Here is a 23,765-nt window from a genome sequence, read left to right as displayed (position 1 = left end):
CATGTAAAATGCCCGCCTTTCTCCCCCATGATCCGCTCCCCTGAGGACCTGAGATGACCCGAATCGGAACTCCATTGTCGCCAACCGCGACCCGCGTTTTGCTGTGTGGCTGCGGTGAGCTGGGCAAGGAAGTGGTAATCGAACTGCAGCGCCTGGGCGTTGAAGTGATTGCCGTGGATCGCTACGCCAATGCGCCGGCCATGCAGGTGGCGCACCGTAGCCATGTGATCAACATGCTCGACGGGGCCGCATTGCGTGCGGTGATCGAGGCGGAGAAGCCGCATTTCATCGTGCCGGAAATCGAAGCCATCGCCACCGCCACTCTGGTGGAACTGGAGGCCGAAGGCTTTACCGTCATCCCGACCGCCCGTGCCACGTCGCTGACCATGAACCGTGAAGGCATCCGTCGCCTGGCCGCCGAAGAACTGGACCTGCCGACCTCGCCGTACCACTTCGCCGATACCTTCGAAGATTACAGCAAGGCCGTCCAGGACCTGGGCTTTCCGTGCGTGGTCAAGCCGGTGATGAGTTCGTCGGGCAAGGGCCAGAGCCTGTTGCGCAGCGCCGACGACGTGCAGAAAGCCTGGGACTACGCCCAAGAAGGCGGGCGTGCCGGCAAGGGTCGGGTGATCATCGAAGGCTTTATCGACTTCGACTACGAAATCACCCTGCTGACCGTGCGTCACATCGGCGGTACCACTTTCTGCGCGCCGGTGGGCCATCGCCAGGAGAAGGGCGACTATCAGGAGTCCTGGCAGCCGCAGGCCATGAGCCCGATTGCCCTGGCAGAGTCCGAGCGCGTTGCCAAAGCCGTGACCGAAGCCTTGGGCGGCCGTGGCTTGTTTGGCGTGGAATTGTTCATCAAGGGCGATCAGGTGTGGTTCAGCGAAGTGTCGCCGCGCCCCCATGACACCGGCCTGGTGACCCTGATTTCCCAAGACCTGTCGCAGTTTGCCTTGCACGCACGCGCCATCCTCGGCCTGCCGATCCCGTTGATCCGTCAATTCGGGCCTTCGGCGTCGGCGGTGATCCTGGTGGAAGGGCAGTCGACCCAGACGGCGTTTGCCAACCTCGGCGCTGCGTTGAGCGAGCCGGATACGGCGTTGCGTCTGTTTGGCAAGCCTGAAGTGAATGGCCAGCGCCGTATGGGCGTGGCGCTGGCGCGGGACGAGTCGATTGAAGCGGCTCGTGCCAAGGCGACCCGTGCTTCCCAAGCAGTTGTTGTAGAGCTCTAAGCCGCCACGCTCGTTCCCACGCTTTGCGTGGGAATGCCTCTTGTGACGCGCTGCGTCGCGCTTGGGGACGCAGAGCGTCCCTAACTGCATTCCCACGCAGAGCGTGGGAACGAGCATGGGGTCAGGCGACCTTGTTCAAGTCGTTATCCCGCGTCTCTTTCAGGCACAGCACCGCAATCAAACTCAGCAACGCGGCCGCCGATACATATCCCCCGACATAACTCAAACCACCCATCGCCACCAGCTTGGTCGCGAAGAACGGCGCCGCCGAGGCCCCCACGATCCCACCCAGGTTATACGCTGCCGATGCACCGGTATAACGCACGCGGGTCGGGAACAGTTCTGGCAGCAGCGCGCCCATCGGTGCGAAGGTCACGCCCATCAAAAACAGCTCCAACGCCAGAAACAGCGCCACGGCCCAGGTCGAGCCATGGGTCAGCAGCGGCTCCATGGTAAAGCCCGACAGAATCGCCAGGACCGCGCCTACAATCAGCACCGGCTTGCGCCCGTAGCGATCACTGGCCAGGGCGGCCAGTGGTGTCGCCAGCCCCATGAACAGCACCGCGAAACACAGCAGGCCGAGGAAGGTTTCACGGCTGTAGCCCAAGGTGGAAACACCGTAGCTCAACGAAAACGCCGTGGTGATATAGAACAGCGCATAGCACACCACCATCGACGCGGCGCCCAGCAGTACCGGCAGCCAATGCTGGCTGAACAGTTCTACCAGCGGCACTTTCACTGGCTTTTCCGTGGCCACTGCATTGGCGAACACCGGCGTCTCATGCAACTTGAGGCGTGCATACAGGCCCACCATCACCAGTGCGGCGCTGAGGATGAACGGAATGCGCCAGCCCCAGCTGCGAAATTGCTCGTCATTCAGGCTCATGGCCAAAATCAGGAACAAGCCGTTGGCCGCCAGGAAGCCTATCGACGGGCCCAGTTGCGGGAACATGCCGAACCAGGCGCGCTTGCCCTTGGGGGCATTCTCGGTCGCCAGCAAGGCCGCGCCGCCCCATTCTCCACCCAGGCCGAGGCCTTGGCCGAAACGCAAGACACACAAGAGAATCGGTGCCCAGGCACCGATGCTGTCGTAGCCCGGCAGCAAGCCGATCAGGGTAGTACATACACCCATCAGTAACAGTGAAGCCACGAGGGTTGATTTACGGCCGATACGGTCACCGAAGTGACCGAACAACGCCGACCCCAGAGGGCGGGCGATAAAAGCGATACCGAAAGTCAGGAACGATGCCAGCATCTGCGCGGTGCCGGAGGTCTGTGGGAAGAACACCGGGCCGATCACCAGGGCGGCAGCCGTGGCGTAGATGTAGAAATCGTAGAACTCAATGGCGGTGCCGACGATGCTCGCGGTGGCGACGCGGGCGGTCGAGTTGGCAGGTGCGGCGCTCGCAGCCTCTTGGTAGGTGGTGCTCATGACGTTATCCCTGACGGTTATTGCGCGTTTGGACGCGGATTATTATTGGTCGAACACCCATGGATCAGGGCTGTGCGCGGGGCGGCTCGGGATGGGAGCAAACACCGGTCGGACATGGTAAGGCGGTGCCAGGACACGCTGGGTGCGGATAGCACGCGGTCTGGCGGGGCTTGGGTAAGCCGCAGGGATTATAGGAAGGGGCCTAAGGATCCAACAAGGGGCTGGCGAGGATCTATGGCCTGGAACTGGATCAATGTGGGAGCTGGCTTGCCTGCGATAGCATCACTGCGGTGTGATTGACACCCCTAAGCGCCTGCATCGCGGGCAAGCCCGGCTCCCACACAAGTCAGCTCCCACATTGAGCGGGTTGAGCCTGTTGAGGTCAGGCGGCGACGGGCACACGGCTGGTATGCCAGATCAACACCTTGCTCACCCGGTTGTCCTCGGTCTCGAGGATTTCCAGGCGATAGCGGCCGACTTTCAGGCATACCGCGCAATCGGGAATGGTTTCCAGCGCCTCGGTCACCAGGCCGTTGAGGGTCTTGGGGCCGTCGCTGGGCAGGTGCCAGCCCAGGCTCTTGTTCAGTTCACGGATCGAGGCAGCACCGTCGATGATGTAGCGGCCATCGGGCTGGGCTTCGATATGCGGGTTATCCACCGCCTGATCGCTTTCGAATTCGCCGACGATCTCTTCCAGAATATCTTCAAGGGTGACGATGCCCAGCACTTCACCGTACTCGTCCACCACCATGCCCAGGCGCCGCTGCTGTTTGTGGAAATTCAGCAGTTGCAGCTGCAACGGCGTGCTTTCCGGCACAAAGTAAGGCTCGTGGCAGGCGGCGAGCAGGGCCTCTTTGGTCAGGCTGGCGTCGGGCAGCAGGTGTTGGACCTGCCGGGTATTGAGCACGGCCTGCACCTGGTTGATGTCGCTGTGGAACACGGGCAGGCGGGTGCGCGGCGAGGTGCGCAACTGTTCGATGATGTCTTCTATCGACTCATCAAGGTTGATGCCGTCCACTTCGCTGCGCGGCACCAGGATGTCGTTGACCGTGATGTTGTCCAGGGCATGGATACCGGGCAGGCCGGGAGTGCGGTCGGCGTCGGTGTCGGGCTCTGGGTCGTCATCATGGTCGGGCAGGGGCTCGTCGCTGTTTTTCACCACGCCGGATTTGCGCGCAAACGGGCGCAATAACAGCTGGCTGATGCCATTGAGCAGCCAGGCCAGCGGGTAAAGGATTTTCAGCGGCACGCCCAGCAATGTATTGCCAAAGCCCAGCACTGCTTGGGGGTGACGGGTAGCCAGGGTACGGGGCAGGTAGTCGGCCAGCACCAGCAGCCCTGCGCAGGAAATCAGCCAGCCTAGCCAGGGCCCGTTCTCTGCCCAGGCATAGATCGCCAACAGGGTGCAGAGAATCACCACGGCGGCGCGGCACAGGCTGTTGCACAGGATCAGGCTATGGCGCGGGAAGCTCAGGCGTGCGGCTGCCTTGTCGCCCTGGCGTGTGCCAGGGCGTAGGGCCAGCAGGTGTTGTTGTGCGGCTTCAATGGCGGTAAACAGTGCTGCCCATAGAATCAGCAGGGCAATTACGGCGAGCGTCGGCCCTAAGGGCAAGTTGTCCATGATCACTGCCCGTCAGATATGCAGGATGTATTCGCGAACCAGCTTGCTGCCGAAATAGGCCAGCATCAACAGGCAGAAACCGGCCAGGGTCCAGCGGATGGCCTTGTGCCCTCGCCAGCCGAGGCGGTTGCGCCCCCACAGCAGCACGCTGAACACGACCCAGGCCAGGCACGCCAGCAAGGTTTTATGGACCAGGTGCTGGGCAAACAGGTTTTCGACGAACAGCCAGCCTGAGATCAGCGACAGCGACAGCAGGGTCCAGCCGGCCCACAGGAACCCGAACAGCAGGCTTTCCATGGTTTGCAGCGGCGGGAAGTTCTTGATCAACCCGGACGGGTGCTTGTGCTTGAGCTGGTGATCCTGCAGCAGCAGGAGCAGGGCCTGGAACACCGCGATGGTGAACATGCCGTAGGCGAGGATCGACAGCAGGATGTGGGCGAGGATGCCCGGCTCCTCGTCGATCACCTGTACGGTGCCGGTGGGGGTGAACTGCGCCAGCAGCACCGTGAGCATTCCCAGGGGGAATAGCAGCACCAGCAGGTTCTCCACCGGAATCCGGTAGCAGGCCAGCAGCGTCAACGCGATGACGGCCGCGGCGATCAGGCTGGCGGCGCTGAAAAAGTCCAGGCCCAGGCCGACCGGGGTCATCAGGTGGGTGAACAGGCTGGCGGCATGGGCCAGCAGGGCCAGCACGCCAAGGCCGACGAGCAGACGTTTGTCCGCTTTGGTGCCTTGGGCCAGACGAGTGCCCTGATAGAGAGTCGCAGCGGCATACAGAATGGCGGCGGCGAGGCTGGGTAGCAAACTGGGTGACAAGGGGAGCATAAATCCTGGTAGGCAAGCCCGAAAGGCGTTGAGTTTGGCACACACCTGCGTTGCACGAAAGACTCCCGGGCCAGACAGCGGGTGTGCATGGGCGCAGTCTTCGCTATAATCCGCGACCTGCCCACGCCGCAGGCTCGGCGAACGCTGTTTTTAATAGCGATTTCCCCCAGCCTGGGCCGCCATTACCTCGGTCTACCTGCATTTCGATGAATAGGGCCTGAAAGGATCGCGCATGTTTGAAAACTTGACTGACCGTCTCTCGCAGACGCTGCGCCACGTTACCGGCAAGGCCAAGCTGACCGAGGACAATATTAAAGACACCCTGCGTGAAGTGCGCATGGCGTTGCTGGAAGCCGACGTGGCTTTGCCGGTGGTGAAGGACTTCGTCAACTCGGTCAAGGAACGTGCGGTCGGCACCGAAGTGTCCCGCAGCCTGACGCCGGGCCAGGCCTTTGTGAAGATCGTCCAGGCCGAACTCGAAAGCCTGATGGGCGCGGCCAACGAAGACCTGAACCTCAGCGCCGTGCCGCCAGCCGTCGTGTTGATGGCCGGCCTGCAAGGTGCGGGTAAAACCACCACCGCCGGCAAACTGGCGCGCTTTCTCAAAGAGCGCAAGAAGAAATCCGTGATGGTGGTATCGGCCGACGTGTACCGTCCGGCGGCCATCAAGCAGTTGGAAATGCTCGCGGGCGAAGTGGGCGTGACCTTCTTCCCGTCCGACCTGAGCCAGAAGCCGGTCGACATCGCCAACGCGGCTATTAAAGAAGCCAAGCTCAAGTTCATCGACGTGGTCATCGTCGATACCGCCGGTCGCCTGCACATCGACGAAGAGATGATGGGCGAGATCAAGGCGCTGCATGCCGCGATCAACCCGGTCGAGACCCTGTTCGTGGTCGACGCCATGACTGGCCAGGATGCGGCCAACACCGCCAAGGCTTTTGGTGACGCACTGCCGCTGACCGGCGTGATCCTCACCAAGGTCGACGGCGACGCCCGTGGCGGTGCCGCGCTGTCGGTACGTGCCATTACTGGCAAGCCGATCAAGTTCATCGGTATGGGCGAGAAGAGCGAAGCGCTCGAACCGTTCCACCCTGAGCGTATCGCCTCGCGCATCCTTGGCATGGGTGACGTGCTCAGCCTGATCGAGCAGGCCGAAGCCACGCTCGACAAGGACAAGGCCGACAAACTGGCCAAGAAGCTGAAGAAGGGCAAGGGCTTCGATCTCGAAGACTTCCGCGACCAGCTGCAACAGATGAAGAACATGGGCGGCCTCGGCGGTCTGATGGACAAGCTGCCCAACATCGGCGGTGTGAACCTGGCGCAAATGGGCAACGCCCAGGGCGCGGCAGAGAAACAGTTCAAGCAGATGGAAGCCATCATCAACTCTATGACCCCGGCCGAGCGCCGCGACCCTGAGCTGATCAGCGGTTCGCGCAAGCGCCGGATCGCCATGGGTTCCGGCACCCAGGTGCAGGACATCGGTCGCTTGATCAAGCAGCACAAGCAGATGCAGAAGATGATGAAGAAATTCTCCGCCAAGGGCGGTATGGCCAAGATGATGCGCGGCATGGGCGGTATGTTGCCCGGCGGCGGCATGCCTAAAATGTAAAGTATTCGAGCGCAAGCCTTGCTTGCGCTCCGCCCCACAAGGATGTGGGATCTCCAGCAAACCCGCCGTTGGCGGGCGCTGACTCGCCGTTTTAACCGACGGCTCTATAGCAGATCTGAATGGCACGCTGATAGGCGCCAGAAAAAGACATTTGCAAAAGTCCGGATATTCCTTAGAATATGCGGCCTTTCGGGCACCTATGCCCGCTGTGCATTTAGATTTGCAGCACCGACTACAGGAACGATGTTCACATGCTAACAATCCGTCTTGCCCTTGGCGGCTCCAAAAAGCGCCCGTTTTACCACTTGACCGTAACCGACAGCCGCAACCCGCGTGACGGTTCGCACAAGGAACAGGTTGGTTTCTTCAACCCTGTTGCTCGTGGTCAAGAAGTTCGTCTGTCCGTGAACCAAGAGCGCGTAGCCTACTGGCTGAGCGTTGGCGCACAGCCATCCGAGCGCGTTGCAAAACTGTTGAAGGACTCGGCTAAGGCCGCAGCCTGAGCAATATGAACGCGACGCCAGCTGTTGCTGATGATTTGATCGTTATCGGCAAGATTTACTCTGTTCATGGCGTTCGCGGCGAAGTGAAGGTGTATTCCTTTACTGATCCGACTGAAAACCTGTTGCAGTACAAAACCTGGACGCTCAAGCGCGAAGGCAGCGTGAAACAGGTCGAGCTGGTCAGTGGACGCGGGAGCGACAAGTTCCTGGTCGCAAAGCTCAAGGGTCTTGATGATCGTGAAGAAGCTCGTCTTCTGGCCGGTTATGAGATCTGCGTGCCGCGCAACCTGTTCCCTGAATTGACCGACGGCGAGTACTACTGGTACCAGCTGGAAGGTCTGAAGGTTATTGATCAACTCGGGCAATTGCTGGGGAAAATCGATCATCTTCTGGAAACCGGCGCCAATGATGTAATGGTGGTCAAGCCTTGCGCTGGCAGCCTGGATGATCGCGAACGCCTATTGCCCTATACCGAGCAATGCGTGTTGGCCGTCGACCTGGCAGCGGGCGAGATGAAGGTGGAATGGGACGCGGACTTCTAAGCGTGGCTAATTTGCGCATTGAAGTGATCAGTTTGTTTCCCGAGATGTTTTCCGCCATCAGCGAGTACGGCATCACCAGTCGGGCGGTGAAACAGGGGCTGTTGCAGCTCACCTGTTGGAACCCGCGAGACTACACGACGGATCGACATCACACTGTGGACGATCGCCCATTTGGCGGTGGCCCGGGCATGGTGATGAAGATCAAACCCCTGGAAGACGCGTTGGTTCAGGCCAAGGCAGCCGCCGGGGAGAAGGCGAAGGTAATTTACCTGTCCCCTCAAGGCCGTCAGCTGAAACAGGCGGCGGTACGCGAACTGGCGAATGAGGAAAGTTTGATCCTGATTGCCGGTCGCTATGAAGGCATTGACGAGCGTTTTATTGAAGCTCATGTCGATGAAGAGTGGTCGATTGGGGACTATGTCCTGTCTGGCGGCGAGCTGCCGGCGATGGTCCTGATAGATGCGGTTACACGACTGCTGCCCGGAGCTTTAGGGCATGCGGACTCCGCGGAGGAAGATTCCTTCACGGATGGTTTGCTGGATTGCCCGCACTACACCCGTCCGGAGGTGTATGTGGATCAGCGTGTTCCCGACGTATTGCTAAGTGGCAATCACGCACACATCCGGCGTTGGCGTTTACAGCAGTCCCTTGGTCGGACCTATGAACGACGCGCCGATCTTCTGGAAAGCCGCTCGCTTTCTGGAGAAGAGAAGAAGCTGCTCGAGGAATACATCCTCGCGCGGGACGATAGTTAACAACGTATCGATGGTAGGTCCATTGACTTACCTTAGGAGCACAGCATGACTAACAAAATCATCCTTGCACTCGAAGCAGAGCAGATGACCAAAGAGATCCCTACCTTTGCCCCGGGCGACACCATTGTCGTTCAGGTGAAAGTGAAGGAAGGCGACCGTTCGCGTCTGCAAGCGTTCGAAGGCGTGGTAATCGCCAAGCGTAACCGTGGTGTGAACAGTGCTTTCACTGTTCGTAAAATCTCTAACGGTGTTGGCGTAGAGCGTACTTTCCAGACCTACAGCCCGCAAATCGACAGCATGGCCGTCAAGCGTCGCGGTGACGTACGTAAAGCCAAGCTGTACTACCTGCGTGACCTGTCCGGTAAAGCAGCTCGCATCAAGGAAAAACTGGCTTAAGTCCAGCTTCCCGATGCAGAAAAAAGCAGCCTACGGGCTGCTTTTTTGTGCCTGAAATTTGCCTATACGCCGGTATTGACCCATGACCACCCGCCTCGAAGAAATCCAACGCCGTACCGACCTGTCCGTCACTCACGTGACCAAGGCCGTGTTCCCGCCCACCACCAACCACCACAACACCCTGTTCGGCGGCACCGCCCTGGCATGGATGGACGAAGTGTCGTTCATCACCGCCACGCGTTTCTGTCGCTTGCCTTTGGTGACGGTCTCCACCGACCGTATCGACTTCAACCACGCGATCCCGGCCGGCTCTATCGTTGAGCTGATCGGTCGGGTGATCAAGGTCGGCAACACCAGCCTCAAGGTCGAGGTTGAAGTGTTCGTCGAGAGCATGAGCGCTGATGGCCGTGAAAGGGCGATCCAGGGCGTGTTCAGCTTCGTCGCGATTGACGCAGATAAACGCCCTGTCCCGGTACTGCCTGGCTTTGTTGACTGATTACTCGGTGGTGCTGGCCTGCGGTTGAATGACCGCCAGCAAGGTCCAGCCCGCTACAGGCTTCAAATTGTTCTCGGGCGAGACCACATGCACCCAGCCGCTGGTGTCCCGGGCAAACAGCAAGGTAGCCCGCTCGCCGTGCAACGCCTGGTACTGCTCCCAGCCAAAGCCGTCGGTGAGGTTGGTGCTATACAGTTCGGCGCCCTGGCCCAACAGGCTGGCCAGTTTGGTGTAGCTCAAAGGTTGGCTGCCCAGCAAATGGCCACGGTGTTCATGGCTGGCCTTGTGCTTGTCGGTGCGACGGTTTTCCTGGCTGCTGGCCAGGGCGAACAGGCGATGGCCGAAGTCATGGCGAAAACGCATGGTGGCCAAGGCATTCAGTTCGCCAGAAGGCGAGAGCGCGAGCAGATGTCCCAGGCCGACCAGGTCCAGATGGGACTCGGCATGCTGGGAAGCCGGGTTGCCGAAGTACGTAGGCAAGCCTTCCATACGACTGGCGCGGATGTTTTCCCAGCTGGAATCCGTCAGTAACACGCGGCTGCCCAATTGCTGCAACGCTTTACCGAGTGCCCGCGCCGGGCCGTTCGCACCCACGATCAGGAAGCCGCTGGGCGCCGGCTCGGCGACTTTCAGCAGGCGGGCCAAGGGGCGTGCCGTGGCGCTTTGCAGCACCACGGTGCCGATGATCACCGCGAAGGTCAGCGGAACGAGCAACAACGCGCCTTCGTGGCCAGCCTCATCCAGACGGATCGCAAAGATCGCTGACACCGCCGCCGCCACAATGCCCCGTGGGGCGATCCAGGCCAGCAGTGCGCGCTCGCGCCAGTTCAACCCCGAGCCAAAGGTCGAAAGCGCCACGTTCAACGGGCGTGCAATGAATTGGATGATCAACAGCAGGATCAACACGAACGGCCCCAGGGCGATCATGGCGTTCAGGTCCAGGCGTGCCGCCAGCAGGATAAACAGCCCGGAAATCAGCAACACGCTGAGGTTTTCCTTGAAGTGCAGGATGTGCCGTACATCCACGCCTTTCATGTTCGCCATCCACATGCCCATCAGCGTGACCGCCAGCAGGCCGGACTCATGCATCACCTGGTTGGAGGCAATGAAGATGCCCAGCACGCCTGCCAGTGTCGCCAGGTTATGCAGGTATTCCGGCAACCACTGGCGGCGCATGATCTGCCCCAGTACCCAGCCACCGGCGATGCCGAACAGGCTGCCGCAGAGGATGACGCCGCCGAAGGTCAGCAGGCTGTGGCTCAAACCATCGCCCGACGCACTGGCGATGATGAAGCTATACACCACTACCGCCAGCAGTGCGCCAATCGGGTCGATGACGATGCCTTCCCAGCGCAGGATATTGGCGATGGAGGCTTTGGGGCGTACCACGCGCAGCATGGGCACGATCACCGTCGGGCCGGTGACCAGTGTCAGGGTGCCGAACAGCAGCGCCAGCATCCAGTCGAAGCCCAGCAGCCAGTGGGTGGCCAGGGTGATCACCGCCCAGGTCGAGAGGGCGCCGACGGTGACCAGTCGGTGGACGACGCTGCCGATTTCCTTCCATTCCGACAGGTGCAGGGTCAGGCTGCCCTCAAACAGGATCAGCGCCACTGCCAACGACACCAACGGCATCAACAGAGGGCCGAACATTTCTTGCGGGTCGAGCCATCCGAGTATCGGCCCTGCCAGAATCCCGCTCAGCAGAAGAAACAGAATCGCTGGCAGTTTCAGGCGCCAGGCCAGCCACTGGCAGCCGAGTGCGGCCACGCCAATGCCGCCAAAAGCCAACAAAATCTGTTGTTCGTTCATTAAAGCTTCCTGTTCCTTGAAATAGCGGGCTATGAAAGACTAATGGCTCTTGTCACAGTTCCTTAAATAATACGCGTATTGCCTTGTGCTAAGTCGCTTGAGTGCCCATGCCTGCCATTGACCATCCCCTGATCGACCGCTTCCTCGACGCCCTCTGGTTGGAAAAAGGCCTGTCGGACAACACACGCCAGGCGTACCGCAGCGACCTGGCGCTGTTCAACGGCTGGCTGCAGGAGAAAAACCTCGAACTGATCAATGCCGGGCGCGAGTTGATCCTCGATCACCTGGCCTGGCGCCTGGAGCAGAACTACAAACCGCGCTCCACTGCGCGATTCCTCTCCGGCGTGCGTGGCTTTTATCGCTACCTGCTGCGGGAAAAACTCATTGCCGTCGACCCGACCCTGCAAATCGACATGCCGCAACTCGGCAGGCCGTTGCCCAAATCCTTGTCGGAAGCCGACGTCGATGCCCTGCTCGCGGCCCCGGACCTGAGCGAGGCCATCGGCCAGCGCGACCGTGCCATGCTGGAGGTGCTGTATGCCTGCGGCCTGCGCGTCACCGAACTGATCAGCCTGACCCTGGAGCAGGTCAACCTGCGCCAGGGCGTGTTGCGCGTGATGGGCAAGGGCAGCAAGGAGCGGCTGGTGCCGATGGGCGAGGAGGCGATTGTGTGGGTCGAGCGCTACATGCGCGATGCGCGCCACGAACTGCTGGGTGGGCGCCCCAGCGACGTGCTGTTTCCCAGCCAGCGCGGCGAGCAGATGACCCGCCAGACCTTTTGGCACCGCATCAAGCACCAGGCCAAAGTGGCCGGGATCGGCAAAGCGCTGTCACCCCACACCTTGCGCCATGCGTTCGCCACCCATTTGCTCAACCACGGTGCGGATTTGCGCGTGGTGCAAATGCTGCTTGGGCACAGCGACTTATCCACAACCCAGATCTACACCCATGTGGCACGCGCACGTTTGCAGGACATGCACGCCAAGCACCACCCGCGCGGATAAAACCGTCAGAAATGGCCCATTTTAGCTGTCGCGGTCTGCCCTCCCGCCCAACTGTGGTAGGCTTTGCCGGTTCGCAAAGGGGACGGCACCCGTTGTGTTCCAGATCAGTATTCTGCTCCCGTCCCTGCCTCTGCCTTCAGGAGTTCCCATGCGCTTGACCCAGATTATTGCCGCCGCAGCCATTGCGTTGGTTTCCACCTTTGCGGTCGCCGATGATGCGGCCGAGCAAACCATTCGCAAGAGCCTGGCCAACCTGGCGCTCGACACGCCTATTGAAAGCATCAGCGCCAGCCCCATGGCCGGCCTGTATGAAGTCAAGCTCAAGGGCAGCCGTGTGCTGTACGCCAGCGCCGATGGCCAGTACATCGTGCAGGGCTACCTGTTCCAGCTCAAGGATGGCAAGCCGGTCAACCTGACCGAGAAGGCCGAGCGCCTGGGCGTGTCGAAGCTGATCAACGGCATCCCGGTGGCTGAAACCGTGGTTTACCCCGCCATTGGCGAAACCAAGACCCATATCACCGTGTTCACCGACACCACCTGCCCGTACTGCCACAAGCTGCACGCTGAAATCCCGGCACTGAACAAGCTGGGCGTGGAAGTGCGCTACGTCGCCTTCCCGCGTCAGGGCCTGGGTTCGCCGGGTGACGAGCAGTTGCAGGCGGTGTGGTGCTCGGCCGACAAGAAAGCGGCCATGGACAAGATGGTCGACGGCAAGGAAATCAAATCGGCCAAATGCGCCAACCCGGTTTCCAAGCAGTTCGCCCTGGGCCAGTCCATTGGTGTGAACGGTACACCGGCCATCGTTTTGGCCGACGGCCAGGTGATTCCGGGCTACCAGCCGGCGCCGCAAGTTGCCAAACTGGCACTGGGTGCCAAGTAAGCATTTATCGTTGAGCCTTTGACGATCATGGCCCGCCGAACCGTCGGCGGGTCATTAATTGAGAGCCGCAGTTGTGCGGCTGTTTTCACGGCCGACCTAGCGTCGGCCGTTTCATGGGGAGTTCTTCAGTGAAACCGGTCAAAGTAGGCATCTGTGGGTTAGGGACCGTCGGTGGCGGTACCTTCAACGTACTTCAGCGTAACGCTGAAGAAATTTCCCGCCGCGCAGGTCGCGGGATTGAAGTGGCGCAGATTGCCACGCGTTCGCCAAAGCCTCAGTTCGAAACGACCGGTATCGCGATTACCAACGATGTGTTCGCCGTAGCCACCAACCCTGAGATCGATATCGTTATCGAGCTGGTAGGCGGCTACACCGTGGCCCGCGAGCTGGTGCTCAAGGCCATCGAGAACGGCAAGCACGTGGTCACCGCCAACAAGGCGCTGATCGCCGTGCACGGCAACGAGATCTTCGCCAAGGCCCGCGAGAAGGGCGTGATCGTGGCGTTTGAAGCCGCGGTGGCCGGTGGTATCCCGGTGATCAAGGCGATCCGTGAAGGCCTGTCCGCCAACCGCATCAACTGGGTAGCCGGCATCATCAACGGCACCGGTAACTTCATCCTCACCGAAATGCGCGAGAAGGGCCGTACCTTCGAAGACGTGCTGGCCGAAGCCCAGGCCCTGGGTTACGCCGAAGCCGACCCGACGTTCGACGTGGAAGGCATCGACGCCGCCCACAAGCTGACCATCCTGGCCTCCATCGCCTTTGGTATCCCGCTGCAGTTCGACAAGGCCTACACCGAAGGCATCACCAAGCTGACCACCGCCGACGTCAACTATGCCGAAGCCCTGGGCTACCGTATCAAGCACCTGGGCGTGGCGCGCAGCACCCCGGCGGGCATCGAGTTGCGGGTTCACCCAACGCTGATCCCGGCCGACCGCCTGATCGCCAACGTCAATGGTGTGATGAACGCGGTGATGGTCAACGGCGACGCCGCCGGTTCTACCTTGTTCTACGGCGCCGGTGCCGGCATGGAGCCGACCGCATCGTCGGTGATCGCCGACCTGGTGGACGTGGTTCGCGCCATGACCAGCGACCCGGAAAACCGCGTGCCGCACCTGGCCTTCCAGCCGGACTCGCTGTCGGCCCACCCGATCCTGCCGATCGAAGCCTGCGAAAGTGCCTACTACCTGCGCATCCAGGCCCAGGACCATCCAGGCGTGTTGGCCCAGGTAGCCAGCATCCTGTCGGAGCGCGGTATCAACATCGAGTCGATCATGCAGAAGGAAGTCGAGGAGCAAAACGGCCAGGTGCCTATGATCCTGCTGACCCACCGCGTGCTCGAACAGCACATCAACGATGCCATCCATGCCCTCGAAGCCCTGCAAGGCGTGGTCGGCCCGGTGGTGCGCATTCGCGTCGAGCACTTGAACTAACCGATTTGTTCCAGGGGCCCCGTCCATTCGGCGGCCCCTGTTCGAGAATGTTTTAGAGGAGCCAGTCATGCGTTACATCAGCACCCGCGGCCAGGCACCGGCCCTGAATTTCGAAGACGTTCTGCTGGCAGGCCTTGCCACCGACGGCGGCCTGTATGTGCCGGAAAACCTGCCACGCTTCACCCAGGAAGAAATCGCCTCCTGGGCCGGCCTGCCGTATCACGAGCTGGCTTTCCGAGTGATGCGCCCGTTCGTCACCGGCAGCATTCCGGATGCGGACTTCAAGAAGATTCTGGAAGAAACCTATGGCGTGTTTTCCCACAACGCCATCGCGCCCCTGCGCCAACTGAACGGCAATGAGTGGGTACTGGAGCTGTTCCACGGCCCGACCCTGGCGTTCAAGGACTTCGCCCTGCAACTGCTCGGTCGCCTGCTCGACTACGTGCTGGAAAAACGTGGCGAGCGCGTGGTGATCATCGGTGCTACCTCCGGCGATACCGGCTCGGCGGCCATCGAAGGGTGCAAGCACTGCGAAAACGTCGACATCTTCATCCTGCACCCGCACAAGCGCGTGTCGGAGGTGCAACGTCGCCAGATGACCACCATCTTCGGTGAGAACATCCACAACATCGCCATCGAAGGCAACTTCGATGACTGCCAGGAAATGGTCAAGAACAGCTTCGCTGACCAGAGCTTCCTCAAGGGCACACGCCTGGTGGCGGTGAACTCGATCAACTGGGCGCGGATCATGGCCCAGATCGTCTACTACTTCCACGCTTCGCTGCAGTTGGGCGGCCCGGCGCGTTCGGTGTCGTTCTCGGTGCCTACCGGCAACTTCGGCGACATTTTTGCCGGTTACCTGGCGCGCAACATGGGCCTGCCGATCAACCAGTTGATCGTCGCCACCAACCGCAACGACATCCTGCATCGCTTCATGAGCGGCAACCAGTATGTGAAGGAAACCCTTCACGCCACGCTGTCGCCGTCCATGGACATCATGGTGTCGTCGAACTTCGAACGCTTGCTGTTCGACATGCACGGTCGCAACGGCGCAGCCCTGGCCGAGTTGATGAACAGCTTCAAGCAAGGTGGCGGTTTCAGCGTCGAGCAAGAGCGCTGGACCGAAACCCGCAAGCTGTTCGATTCCCTGGCCGTGGACGATGCGCAGACTTGCGAAACCATCGCGCAGGTCTATGCCGAGACCGGCGAAGTGCTCGACCCGCACACAGCTATCGGCGTGAAAGCCGCCCGCGAATGCCGCCGCAGCCTGGATATTCCAATGGTGATCCTCGGTACCGCGCACCCGGTCAAGTTCCCGGAAGCGGTCGAGAAAGCCGGCATTGGCAAGGCGCTGGAACTGCCGGAACATTTGACCGACCTGTTCGCGCGCGAAGAGCGCTGCACCGTGTTGGCCAATGACCTGAAGGCGGTGCAGGCGTTTGTCAGCCAGCACGGTAACCGCGGCAAGCCGCTCTGATTTCCACAGTTGGTCAGATTACATCCGGCAGTTAGCTTTTTTGCAGTCGGCCAAGCCCGTCCTCGTGACGGGCTTTTTTATTTTGGCGAGCCATACTTGTCCCTTCGCCCAATCAAGGAAGCTAAATCGGTGCAGGTTTTGATTCAACGGACATTGCGGCTGATGTGTGTGCTGTGGCTCACCCAACTACCGGTAAGCCTGGCGGCCGTCAGCCTGCCCTTCAAGCTGGTGCCGGCGTTTATCCCGCTTGAGCCTTTGCCCCTGGCGCCCGCAGAGCAGCAGTGGCTGGCGGCCCATCGGACGTTGAAGGTGGGTATCTCCATTGATGACTATCAGCCGATCGATATCACCCGCGACCGCAACCGCTATCAGGGCATCAGTGCCGATTACCTGAGCCTGGTCGGCGCACGCTTGCAGGTGCCGATGCAGGTACTGGGCTTTGCCGAGCGAGCCCAGGCGGTCGAGGCGTTGCGCAGCGGGGCCATCGATATTCTGACCAGCGCCAACGGCTACGAGCGCGATGTGCCCGGCTTGCAGTTCACCCAGGACTACATGCCCGACCGGTCGGTGGTGGTGCTGCGTCGTGATGAGTTTCAAGAGGATGACCTGGCGGGCAAGAAAGTCGTATTGCTTGATGGCTACGCCAATGTGCACAACGTGCAGGCGTCTTACCCCGATAGTCACATCATGCTCGCACCCAACCTCTACAGCGGCCTGGAAGCGCTCAAGCAAGGGGATGCCGATGCGTTTATCGGCAATGAAGTGATTGTGCGGGCCTACAAATCGCTGCGGCCTTACCTGGGGTTGCAGATCAAGGAACAAAGCCGGCTGGCGCCCATCGGCTTTGCCTTTGCCACCCGCCAGGCCGATCCATTGCTGGGGGCGATGATGAACCGCGCCTTGGCGAGCATTGACGAGTCGGTACAGCGGGAGATCCTGGGCCGCTGGACGACAGGGCTTGGCGTCGGCTTTCGCGGTGAGCGCGTAGAGTTGTCCGCCGCGGAGCGCACCTGGCTGTTGCAGCATCCCCATGTGGTAGTGGTGGCCCAGCAAATGTCGCCCTATATCTTCAGGGATAAGGACGGCCACTGGGTGGGTTTGAATGTCGACCTGCTGCACCGCATTTCGCGCATGACCGGTTTGCAGTTTGTCTTCGAAGAGGTGCACTCCACCGCGCAAACCCTGGAATGGCTGGAAACCGGCAGGGCGCAGATGAACACCACCCTGGCATCGAATCAGGAGCGCAGGGCGCTGCTCGACTTCAGCCATGGCTTTGGCGGCTCCGGCTGGGTGTTCGTGGAGCGCGCCGACGCCACGCCGCTGACGGGCTTGAAGCAGCTGGACGGTAAGGTTCTGGCGCTGCCGGCGCGCCATGTGCTGGAGAGTTACGTCCGCCAGATGCACCCGCAGATCAAGCTGCGCCTGGTAGACAATTACGCCCAGGCCCGTGAACTGGTGCAACGGGGCGAGGCCGCTGCCACGCTGCAAACCGAAGTGGAGGTACAGAGTTACTCCCAGGAAGGTTTGCGTATCGGCCGCAGCGTCGACGGCAAGTGGTCATCCAATTGCCTGTCGGTACGCAAGGACCAGCCTGAACTGCTGAGTATCCTCAACAAGGCCCTGGAAGCCTTGCCGGTGGCCGAGCTGAGCGCACTGCGCCTGCGCTGGATCGGTGCTGTGGCGATTCCGGTGCCAGCCTGGCAACGGGTGCCGCCCTGGGCGTATTGGACGGTGGCCACGGCGTTGCTGTTTGTGCTGGTGTCGCTGGTGTGGAACAGCCGGCTCAAGCGTCAGATTCGTCAGCGGCTGGAAGCCGAGCAGCGGCTCAATGACCAATTGGCGTTTAAACGCGCGTTGCTCGACGGTATGCCCAACCCGCTGTTCGTGCGTGACCTGGCCGGTCGGCTGGTGACCTGCAACAAAAGCTATGAACAGCAACTGGCGACCCGGCTTGAGCTGATTCAGGGGCTGACGCTGATGGAGAGTGGGGTAATGCCTGAGGCCACAGCGGCGCGCCTGCACGCCGGCCATATGGAACAATTGGCCACGCAACAGTCGTTGTTTGTCGATCGCGAGCTGGAGTTCAACGGCGGCAGCTTTCACGTTTACCAGTGGACGGTGCCGTTCTTCGATGCTCAGGGCCGCTTGCAGGGGCTGCTGGGTGGCTGGATCGATATCAACGAACGCAAAGACCTGGAGCACCAATTGATGGATGCCCGCCAGGCTGCCGACGAAGCCAACTACGCCAAAAGTGCATTTCTTTCTGCATTGAGTCATGAGATTCGTACACCCATGACCGCTATCATCGGGTTGCTCGAACTGGAGCAGGAACGCTGCCTTGCCAGCGGCCAGCCCGTCTCTGAAGCCTTGCAGGTGGCCCATCGTTCGGCGCGCGAGCTGATCGCGCTGATGGGCGACAGCCTGGACCTGGCCAAGATCGAAGCCGGTCACCTGCAACTGGTACCGCAAACCACCGAATTAAGGAGCTTTTTCGAAGGCATCCAGCGCCTGTTCGAAGCCACGGCGCAAAAAAAGGGCCTGCATTTGACCCTGGCGTTTGATCCGGCGGCCAAGGGCTATTACTGGTTCGATCCGCTGCGTTTACGCCAGGTGATGCACAACCTGCTGGGCAATGCGCTGAAGTTTACCGAGCAGGGCGGGGTGAGGCTCAGCGTCACCTGCCAGCGGGATGAGTCCAATAACGAATACCTGCACCTGTGCGTCGAGGACAGCGGCCCAGGCATCAGCGCCGAGCAGCAGCCGCGGTTGTTCAAGCCATTTACTCAAGTGAGCGCATTGACCGCAGCGGAACATGGCGGCACCGGGCTGGGCCTGAGTATCTGCAAGCAATTGGTGGAATTGATGGGCGGTCGCATTCACCTGGCAAGCGTGGTGGGTGAGGGCACCGAGGTATGCATCGATCTGCGTCTTGATCGGGTCAGCACCGACGATGTGCCGGCCACGCCTGCACCAGCCTTACCTGCTGCAGGTCGCAGCCTGTCGGTGCTGGTGGTGGATGATTTGGCCGCCAACCGTCTGGTGCTGGCGCAGCAGTTGCAGTTTCTGGGGCATCAGGTGATCGCCCTGGATTCGGCCGAGGCCGCCTTGCAGCGCTGGCGTGAGCAGCGTTTTGACGTGCTGGTGACCGATTGCCAGATGCCGGGTATGTCCGGCTATGCCCTGAGCGAGGCGGTCCGGCGTATCGAAGCCCAAGAGCATCGGCCCCGTTGTGCGTTGATCGGTTGCACGGCGAACGCAATGAAAGATGAACAACGACGCTGCGAGGATGCGGGGATGGATGAGCTGCTGGTCAAGCCGGTGACCCTGGAGCACTGGACCCGCGTGCTGGCGCAGGTGGCGCCGCAGCGTTCATTCGATATCCAGGCCCTGCGTACCATGACCCAGGCCGATGGGCCGGTGCTGCACAGCATGTTGCAGGAACTGGCCAAAAGCCTGGACCACGAACATGAGGTGTTGGCCAGCGCCCTGGCCGAGCGTGATGTGGCGCGCTTGAATGCGGCGTTGCATCGGCTCAAGGGCATTTGTTCGCTGGTGGATGCGTTGCCGTTGGCCAAGGCTTGTGTGGCGCTTGAGCAATGCGCGCGGGAGCAGCGTGGGGCTGAGCTTGAGGAGCCGTGGTTGAGGTTGTCCGAGGTGCTCAAGGCGTTTCGTCGCGACCTGCAGCCTTATCTGGACTTGTAGGAGCGAGCTTGCTCGCGAAAACCGCACAGGCGCCGCGTCTATTCAGGGAACACACGTTATCGTTGACGTTTTTCGCGAGCAAGCTCGCTCCTACAGGCGACTCATTTCGGACGCGTCCTATGGGGCGCTTCGCGGCTTATGGCTACTGTGGGGGACTTTTCCCAGTATCGACTCCATGACCCATGCGCTCTCTCAATGTACTGATCCTCGAAGATAACCCGTTTCAACTGATGGCACTGCACCAGATGCTCAATGCCAACGGTGTGTTCAATGTGTTGACCGCAGAAGATGTCGAAACGGCCCGTCAGTCCCTGGACAGTAAAGGGCCGGTGGATATCGCCATCTGCGATCTGTACCTGGAGCGCGGCGATGGCCTGGAGTTGATCCGTGAGCTGGCCGAGCATCGTTTGGCCCAGGTGTTAGTCCTGCTTAGCAATGCTGAGCCCGATGTGCTCGAAGGCGTGGCGAATATGGCGCGGCAATTGGGCCTCAATGTGCTGGCGTGTTTGCCCAAGCCGGCCTCGGCAACGCTGATTGGGCAAGTATTGGCTGACTGCCAGAGGCATTTGCGGCCGGGGCCAGCGGCGCTGTCCTGGGAGCGTGTGCGCCAGTTGCTGGGGTTGAACGCCAGGGAGCAACTGCCGCCGTCGGCGGATGTCAGCCAGGCGACCATCGCAGCCTGTGGCAGGGTCTGGTATCAACCTATCGTCAGCCAGGCCGGGGTGTTGCAAGGGGTGGAGGCGTTGGCGCGCTGGCAGTTGCCGGAAGCTCAATTGCTGCTGCCCGATGAGTTCCTGCCGGTGCTGGAGTTTGCCGGCATGGAAGAGGCCTTTACCTGGCATGTGCTGGAACAGGCACTGGGCCTGGCCAATCAGGTCATGGGCGAGACCGGCCAGGTGCTGCCGGTGGCGGTGAACATTCCCGGACGTATGCTTGAGCGCACGCACTTTCCCCAGATATTGCAGGGCCTGCTGCAACTTCACGGCATACCTGCCCATAGCCTGACGCTGGAGCTTGTGGAAACCGCAACGCTGAAAACCGACAGTGCCCACCTCACCGGCTTGCTGCGCCTGCGGATGCTGGGCTGCCAGTTGTCCATCGGGATTTCGGCATGGGCGGCACCAGCTTGCAGCATTTGCTGGAATTGCCCTTTACCGAACTGAAAATCCCCCCGGCGTTTGCCTGCGGGATGGCCGGTGACGATCGCAAGGCAGCAGTGGTGGCGGGGGCCATGAGCATGGCCGCGCGTCTGGATATCGCCGTGGTGGTCACCGGGGTTGAAAGCGCCGCCGATTATCATGCCGTGGGTGAGCTGGGGGCGGCGTGGCTGCAAGGCTGTTTCATTGCCCGGCCGATGGACGCCGCGGCGCTCAAACAATGGATTGCGTTCCAGGCTAGGCCAGCCCGTGTTCCTGCACGTAAATAAACAGGGCGGCATCGTTGGCCAGCCCCAGCTTGCGCATGGCGCTGACTTTTTGCGCGCTGACGGTCTGCTTGCTGCGATGCAGGTGCGCGGCGATCTCGCCCACCGTCATGCCACTGGCCAACAGGCGAATCACCTCCAGTTCCCGGGGTGACAGGTGCTCCTGGGAATGCAGGCGATCAGCGCCGACTTCCCCGGCCAGGCTCAGCGCCTGGCGGATGGTCTGGGCCACATAGGTGCGTTGTTGGCGCACCTGGCGGATTGCCTGGGGCAGCTCATCGGCCAGGCTGGCCTTGCTCAGCAAGCCCATCACACCCAATGCCAGGATGGAATGAAACAACCCGGCGTTGTTGAGCATGGTCACCACCACAATGGGCAAGTGCGGATAGTGCCGGCGCAGTTGCTCGATCAAGCGCAGCCCGTCGGCCTGGGGCTCGACGGGCATCATGAAGTCGGTCACCACCACATCGCAGGCACAGTGTTGCAACAACGCACTAAGGGCCTGGGGGGAATTGGCCTCGCCGACGATGCTGATGTGCGGGTCACGTTCGAGCACGGCGCGCAGGCCAATCAGGAAAATCGGGTGATCGTCGGCAATCACGATACGCAAGGGCGGTTCAGACGCAGCTCTCAAGGCAGGCTCCCGGGACAATCCAGGGATTCTAGCCTGTGCGTCGTTGTTTTTTCTCTGTCATCTTTTCCGTGCATGCTCGTTTTCCTCAAGCAGTGGATTACACAAAAGGTAGAACTTTCTGCTTTGAGCACGGGTCACTTGAATGTCAGCCTCTTCGTGACATTTTTGTTTTTCGAACCTTTTTCGAATGATTGAGTGGTGATCGAGATGGAAAGTATCAACCTATTGCTCAGCCAAGCACTGAGCCCTTATCAGGTTACGCTGACCTCTGCCGGTATGCGCGACGACTGCCTGGTAACCGTGAAGAACCCCGGTGGCGCCATCGTGGTTGAACGTGAAGTCGATCGTGCGCAATTGAGCGACAAGCGCGCGCTGGTGGATGTGGTGGATTGCCTGCTCCGCGACCTGAAAATCGCCGAAGGGCGCCTGGAACCTTCAGTCATCGCTGCCTTGCGCAACGCCTCCCAAACCCGTGGCGGCGCACTGGCATGAAACATTATTTTTCTTCGGAACCTTCCTACAAGGTGGTCAGTCAGAGTTTGTAACAGCAAGAGCAGGCATTGTGCTCCGGTGTTTGTCGCTTGCTGTGCGGGTCTTTTTGTAGACCACGTTTAACCCCGAGTTGTCTCCCCACTGCTCGGGGTTTCTTTTTGCCTGGGATTTGTCAGATCGCGCCATCCTCGCGCAGGCGAGTGATAGCCGCCGCGTCGTAGCCCAGGGCATTGAGCACCTGGCTGTTGTGTTCACCCAGTTGCGGGCCGACCCATTCGCAACTGCCCGGTGTGTCCGAGAGCTTGGGCACGATGCCGGGCATCTTGAAATCCTTGCCGCCCGGCAACTGCGCCTTGAGGAACATTTCCCGGGCCAGGAATTGCGGGTCGCCCAGCATGTCTTCGGCGCTGTAGATGCGGCTGGCGGGTACCTCGGCTTTATTCAGATGTTCAATCACCTGGTCGAGCGACAGCGAATTGACCCAGCGATCAATCACGCCGTACAGCTCGTCGCGGCGAGCGTCACGCCCGTCATTGCTGGCCAGTGCAGGGTCGTTCGCCAGGTCGTCACGGCCGATCACGCGCATGAAGCGCTTGAAGATCGCATCGCCATTGGCGCCGATCTGCACATGCTTGCCGTCTGCGGTGGTGTGGATCGAGGACGGGGTGATGCCAGGCATGATGTTGCCGGTGCGCTCACGGATAAACCCGAACACATCGAACTCGGGGATCATGCTTTCCATCATGGCGAAGATGGCTTCATACAGCGCCACATCCACCACTTGGCCCAGGCCGCCGTTGACTTCGCGGTGACGCAGCGCCATCAGCGCGCCGATCACTGCCCACAACGCGGCAATCGAGTCGCCGATGGAGATCCCGGTGCGCACTGGTGGGCGGTCCTCGAAGCCGGTGATATAGCGCAAGCCGCCCATGGACTCGCCCACCGCGCCAAACCCCGGCTGGTCCTTCATCGGGCCCGTCTGGCCGAAGCCCGAGAGGCGCACCATCACCAACTTGGGGTTGAGGGCGTGCAGGGTTTCCCAGCTCAGACCGAGTTTCTCCAGCACGCCTGGGCGGAAGTTTTCGATCAGGATGTCGGCGTCGGCCAACAGTTGCTTGAGGATCGCCAGCCCCTCAGGGTGCTTGAGGTTGAGGGTCAGCGACTGCTTGTTGCGCGCCTGCACGAACCACCACAGCGAAGTGCCTTCATACAGCTTGCGCCATTTGCGCAGCGGGTCGCCGCCGTCCGGGGATTCGACCTTGATCACCTCGGCGCCGAATTCGGCGCAGATGCGCGAGGCAAACGGGCCGGCGATCAAGGTGCCCAGTTCGATGACTTTCAGGCCGGCAAGTGGTTTGGCAGTGAGCGACATGGGGATCCTTACAAGCGCGGGACGATGATGTACTGCTTTTTAACATAGGCGAGCCGCGCGGATGCAGCGCAGTATTCGTTCAATGCCCTCGCCATCGGTTAGACTGGCCGCCTTTCCTTGTCTTT

At 60.8% G+C, this 23,765-nt stretch carries 19 protein-coding genes and 1 pseudogene; 14 read left to right on the top strand and 6 right to left on the bottom strand.

Annotated features, from left to right (window positions below; translation table 11 throughout):
• The first annotated feature begins 53 nt into the window (after positions 1 to 53).
• A complete protein-coding gene (gene purT, locus GIV26_RS13180; protein WP_054918313.1) occupies positions 54 to 1,235 on the top strand; it encodes a formate-dependent phosphoribosylglycinamide formyltransferase in 1,182 nt (393 codons plus the stop codon).
• 121 nt (positions 1,236 to 1,356) lie between these two features.
• Here purT and GIV26_RS13175 read toward each other — a convergent pair whose 3' ends face one another.
• The 3 genes from GIV26_RS13175 to GIV26_RS13165 form a co-directional block, all read right to left on the bottom strand.
• Complete coding sequence (locus GIV26_RS13175; protein WP_060763571.1) at positions 1,357 to 2,667, bottom strand: MFS transporter; 1,311 nt, start codon at positions 2,665 to 2,667, stop codon at positions 1,357 to 1,359.
• 382 nt (positions 2,668 to 3,049) lie between these two features.
• Positions 3,050 to 4,288, bottom strand: a complete 1,239-nt coding sequence (locus GIV26_RS13170; RefSeq protein ID WP_236280949.1) for a transporter associated domain-containing protein — start codon at positions 4,286 to 4,288, stop codon at positions 3,050 to 3,052.
• Positions 4,289 to 4,300: 12 nt separating this feature from the next.
• A complete protein-coding gene (locus GIV26_RS13165; protein WP_034115853.1) occupies positions 4,301 to 5,113 on the bottom strand; it encodes a cytochrome C assembly family protein in 813 nt (270 codons plus the stop codon).
• A 232-nt stretch (positions 5,114 to 5,345) separates the two neighbouring features.
• Here GIV26_RS13165 and ffh point away from each other — a divergent pair, with 232 nt between their 5' ends.
• The 6 genes from ffh to GIV26_RS13135 all read left to right on the top strand — a co-directional run bounded on the left by ffh (position 5,346) and on the right by GIV26_RS13135 (position 9,414).
• Entirely contained in the window at positions 5,346 to 6,722 is a 1,377-nt protein-coding gene (gene ffh / locus GIV26_RS13160) for a signal recognition particle protein (RefSeq protein ID WP_003193965.1), read from the top strand.
• Positions 6,723 to 6,973: 251 nt separating this feature from the next.
• The gene (gene rpsP, locus GIV26_RS13155) at positions 6,974 to 7,225 is read left to right on the top strand and encodes a 30S ribosomal protein S16 (RefSeq protein ID WP_003175899.1); all 252 of its coding nucleotides are present in this window, start codon (positions 6,974 to 6,976) and stop codon (positions 7,223 to 7,225) included.
• Between the two features lie 5 nt (positions 7,226 to 7,230).
• Positions 7,231 to 7,767, top strand: a complete 537-nt coding sequence (rimM, locus tag GIV26_RS13150) for a ribosome maturation factor RimM (protein WP_003175898.1) — start codon at positions 7,231 to 7,233, stop codon at positions 7,765 to 7,767.
• Positions 7,749 to 8,522, top strand: a complete 774-nt coding sequence (gene trmD, locus GIV26_RS13145; protein WP_153475158.1) for a tRNA (guanosine(37)-N1)-methyltransferase TrmD — start codon at positions 7,749 to 7,751, stop codon at positions 8,520 to 8,522. Before rimM ends, trmD begins: the two co-directional genes overlap by 19 nt.
• Before the next feature lie 45 nt (positions 8,523 to 8,567).
• A complete protein-coding gene (gene rplS, locus GIV26_RS13140; protein WP_003175895.1) occupies positions 8,568 to 8,918 on the top strand; it encodes a 50S ribosomal protein L19 in 351 nt (116 codons plus the stop codon).
• An 82-nt stretch (positions 8,919 to 9,000) separates the two neighbouring features.
• The gene (locus tag GIV26_RS13135) at positions 9,001 to 9,414 is read left to right on the top strand and encodes an acyl-CoA thioesterase (RefSeq protein WP_017736774.1); all 414 of its coding nucleotides are present in this window, start codon (positions 9,001 to 9,003) and stop codon (positions 9,412 to 9,414) included.
• Here the strand turns inward: GIV26_RS13135 and GIV26_RS13130 are convergent, their stop codons facing one another.
• Entirely contained in the window at positions 9,415 to 11,223 is a 1,809-nt protein-coding gene (locus GIV26_RS13130; protein WP_236280945.1) for a cation:proton antiporter, read from the bottom strand.
• Positions 11,224 to 11,330: 107 nt separating this feature from the next.
• Between GIV26_RS13130 and xerD the strand changes: the two genes are divergently transcribed.
• From xerD to GIV26_RS13100, 6 genes and pseudogenes are all read left to right on the top strand, one after another.
• A complete protein-coding gene (gene xerD, locus GIV26_RS13125; protein WP_020301360.1) occupies positions 11,331 to 12,227 on the top strand; it encodes a site-specific tyrosine recombinase XerD in 897 nt (298 codons plus the stop codon).
• Between the two features lie 148 nt (positions 12,228 to 12,375).
• Positions 12,376 to 13,107: a thioredoxin fold domain-containing protein gene (locus GIV26_RS13120; RefSeq protein WP_005791088.1), complete on the top strand. Its 732-nt coding sequence runs from the start codon at positions 12,376 to 12,378 to the stop codon at positions 13,105 to 13,107.
• Between the two features lie 128 nt (positions 13,108 to 13,235).
• Complete coding sequence (locus GIV26_RS13115; RefSeq protein ID WP_003193959.1) at positions 13,236 to 14,540, top strand: homoserine dehydrogenase; 1,305 nt, start codon at positions 13,236 to 13,238, stop codon at positions 14,538 to 14,540.
• Positions 14,541 to 14,607: 67 nt separating this feature from the next.
• Complete coding sequence (thrC, locus tag GIV26_RS13110; RefSeq protein WP_096144555.1) at positions 14,608 to 16,017, top strand: threonine synthase; 1,410 nt, start codon at positions 14,608 to 14,610, stop codon at positions 16,015 to 16,017.
• 129 nt (positions 16,018 to 16,146) lie between these two features.
• Positions 16,147 to 19,719: an ATP-binding protein gene (locus GIV26_RS13105; protein ID WP_236280943.1), complete on the top strand. Its 3,573-nt coding sequence runs from the start codon at positions 16,147 to 16,149 to the stop codon at positions 19,717 to 19,719.
• A gap of 182 nt (positions 19,720 to 19,901) precedes the next feature.
• Positions 19,902 to 21,145: pseudogene (locus GIV26_RS13100) on the top strand (EAL domain-containing response regulator).
• Here the strand turns inward: GIV26_RS13100 and GIV26_RS13095 are convergent.
• On the bottom strand, positions 21,114 to 21,776 hold the full coding sequence (locus GIV26_RS13095; protein ID WP_034128635.1) for a response regulator transcription factor: 663 nt from the start codon (positions 21,774 to 21,776) through the stop codon (positions 21,114 to 21,116). The pseudogene GIV26_RS13100 and the gene GIV26_RS13095 sit on opposite strands and share 32 nt — an antisense overlap.
• A 207-nt stretch (positions 21,777 to 21,983) precedes the next feature.
• On the opposite strand from GIV26_RS13095, the gene GIV26_RS13090 reads away from it, so the two are divergent.
• On the top strand, positions 21,984 to 22,268 hold the full coding sequence (locus GIV26_RS13090) for a DUF3509 domain-containing protein (RefSeq protein WP_020301357.1): 285 nt from the start codon (positions 21,984 to 21,986) through the stop codon (positions 22,266 to 22,268).
• A 172-nt stretch (positions 22,269 to 22,440) separates the two neighbouring features.
• Here the strand turns inward: GIV26_RS13090 and GIV26_RS13085 are convergent, their stop codons facing one another.
• The gene (locus GIV26_RS13085; protein WP_072447184.1) at positions 22,441 to 23,640 is read right to left on the bottom strand and encodes a CaiB/BaiF CoA transferase family protein; all 1,200 of its coding nucleotides are present in this window, start codon (positions 23,638 to 23,640) and stop codon (positions 22,441 to 22,443) included.
• Positions 23,641 to 23,765: the final 125 nt, after the last annotated feature.

The organism is Pseudomonas sp. PA-1-3F, assembly GCF_021609665.1.
Classification (GTDB): domain Bacteria; phylum Pseudomonadota; class Gammaproteobacteria; order Pseudomonadales; family Pseudomonadaceae; genus Aquipseudomonas; species Aquipseudomonas paracarnis.
This window is presented reverse-complemented; position numbering and strand designations above follow the sequence as displayed.

Bases quoted from the DNA above. Each gene is read 5' to 3' on its own strand.
- purT (WP_054918313.1), top strand. From the start codon at position 54: ATGACCCGAATCGGAACTCCATTGTCGCCAACCGCGACCCGCGTTTTG.
- GIV26_RS13175 (WP_060763571.1), bottom strand. From the start codon at position 2,667: ATGAGCACCACCTACCAAGAGGCTGCGAGCGCCGCACCTGCCAACTCG.
- GIV26_RS13170 (WP_236280949.1), bottom strand. From the start codon at position 4,288: ATGGACAACTTGCCCTTAGGGCCGACGCTCGCCGTAATTGCCCTGCTG.
- GIV26_RS13165 (WP_034115853.1), bottom strand. From the start codon at position 5,113: ATGCTCCCCTTGTCACCCAGTTTGCTACCCAGCCTCGCCGCCGCCATT.
- ffh (WP_003193965.1), top strand. From the start codon at position 5,346: ATGTTTGAAAACTTGACTGACCGTCTCTCGCAGACGCTGCGCCACGTT.
- rpsP (WP_003175899.1), top strand. From the start codon at position 6,974: ATGCTAACAATCCGTCTTGCCCTTGGCGGCTCCAAAAAGCGCCCGTTT.
- rimM (WP_003175898.1), top strand. From the start codon at position 7,231: ATGAACGCGACGCCAGCTGTTGCTGATGATTTGATCGTTATCGGCAAG.
- trmD (WP_153475158.1), top strand. From the start codon at position 7,749: ATGGGACGCGGACTTCTAAGCGTGGCTAATTTGCGCATTGAAGTGATC.
- rplS (WP_003175895.1), top strand. From the start codon at position 8,568: ATGACTAACAAAATCATCCTTGCACTCGAAGCAGAGCAGATGACCAAA.
- GIV26_RS13135 (WP_017736774.1), top strand. From the start codon at position 9,001: ATGACCACCCGCCTCGAAGAAATCCAACGCCGTACCGACCTGTCCGTC.
- GIV26_RS13130 (WP_236280945.1), bottom strand. From the start codon at position 11,223: ATGAACGAACAACAGATTTTGTTGGCTTTTGGCGGCATTGGCGTGGCC.
- xerD (WP_020301360.1), top strand. From the start codon at position 11,331: ATGCCTGCCATTGACCATCCCCTGATCGACCGCTTCCTCGACGCCCTC.
- GIV26_RS13120 (WP_005791088.1), top strand. From the start codon at position 12,376: ATGCGCTTGACCCAGATTATTGCCGCCGCAGCCATTGCGTTGGTTTCC.
- thrC (WP_096144555.1), top strand. From the start codon at position 14,608: ATGCGTTACATCAGCACCCGCGGCCAGGCACCGGCCCTGAATTTCGAA.
- GIV26_RS13090 (WP_020301357.1), top strand. From the start codon at position 21,984: ATGGAAAGTATCAACCTATTGCTCAGCCAAGCACTGAGCCCTTATCAG.
- GIV26_RS13085 (WP_072447184.1), bottom strand. From the start codon at position 23,640: ATGTCGCTCACTGCCAAACCACTTGCCGGCCTGAAAGTCATCGAACTG.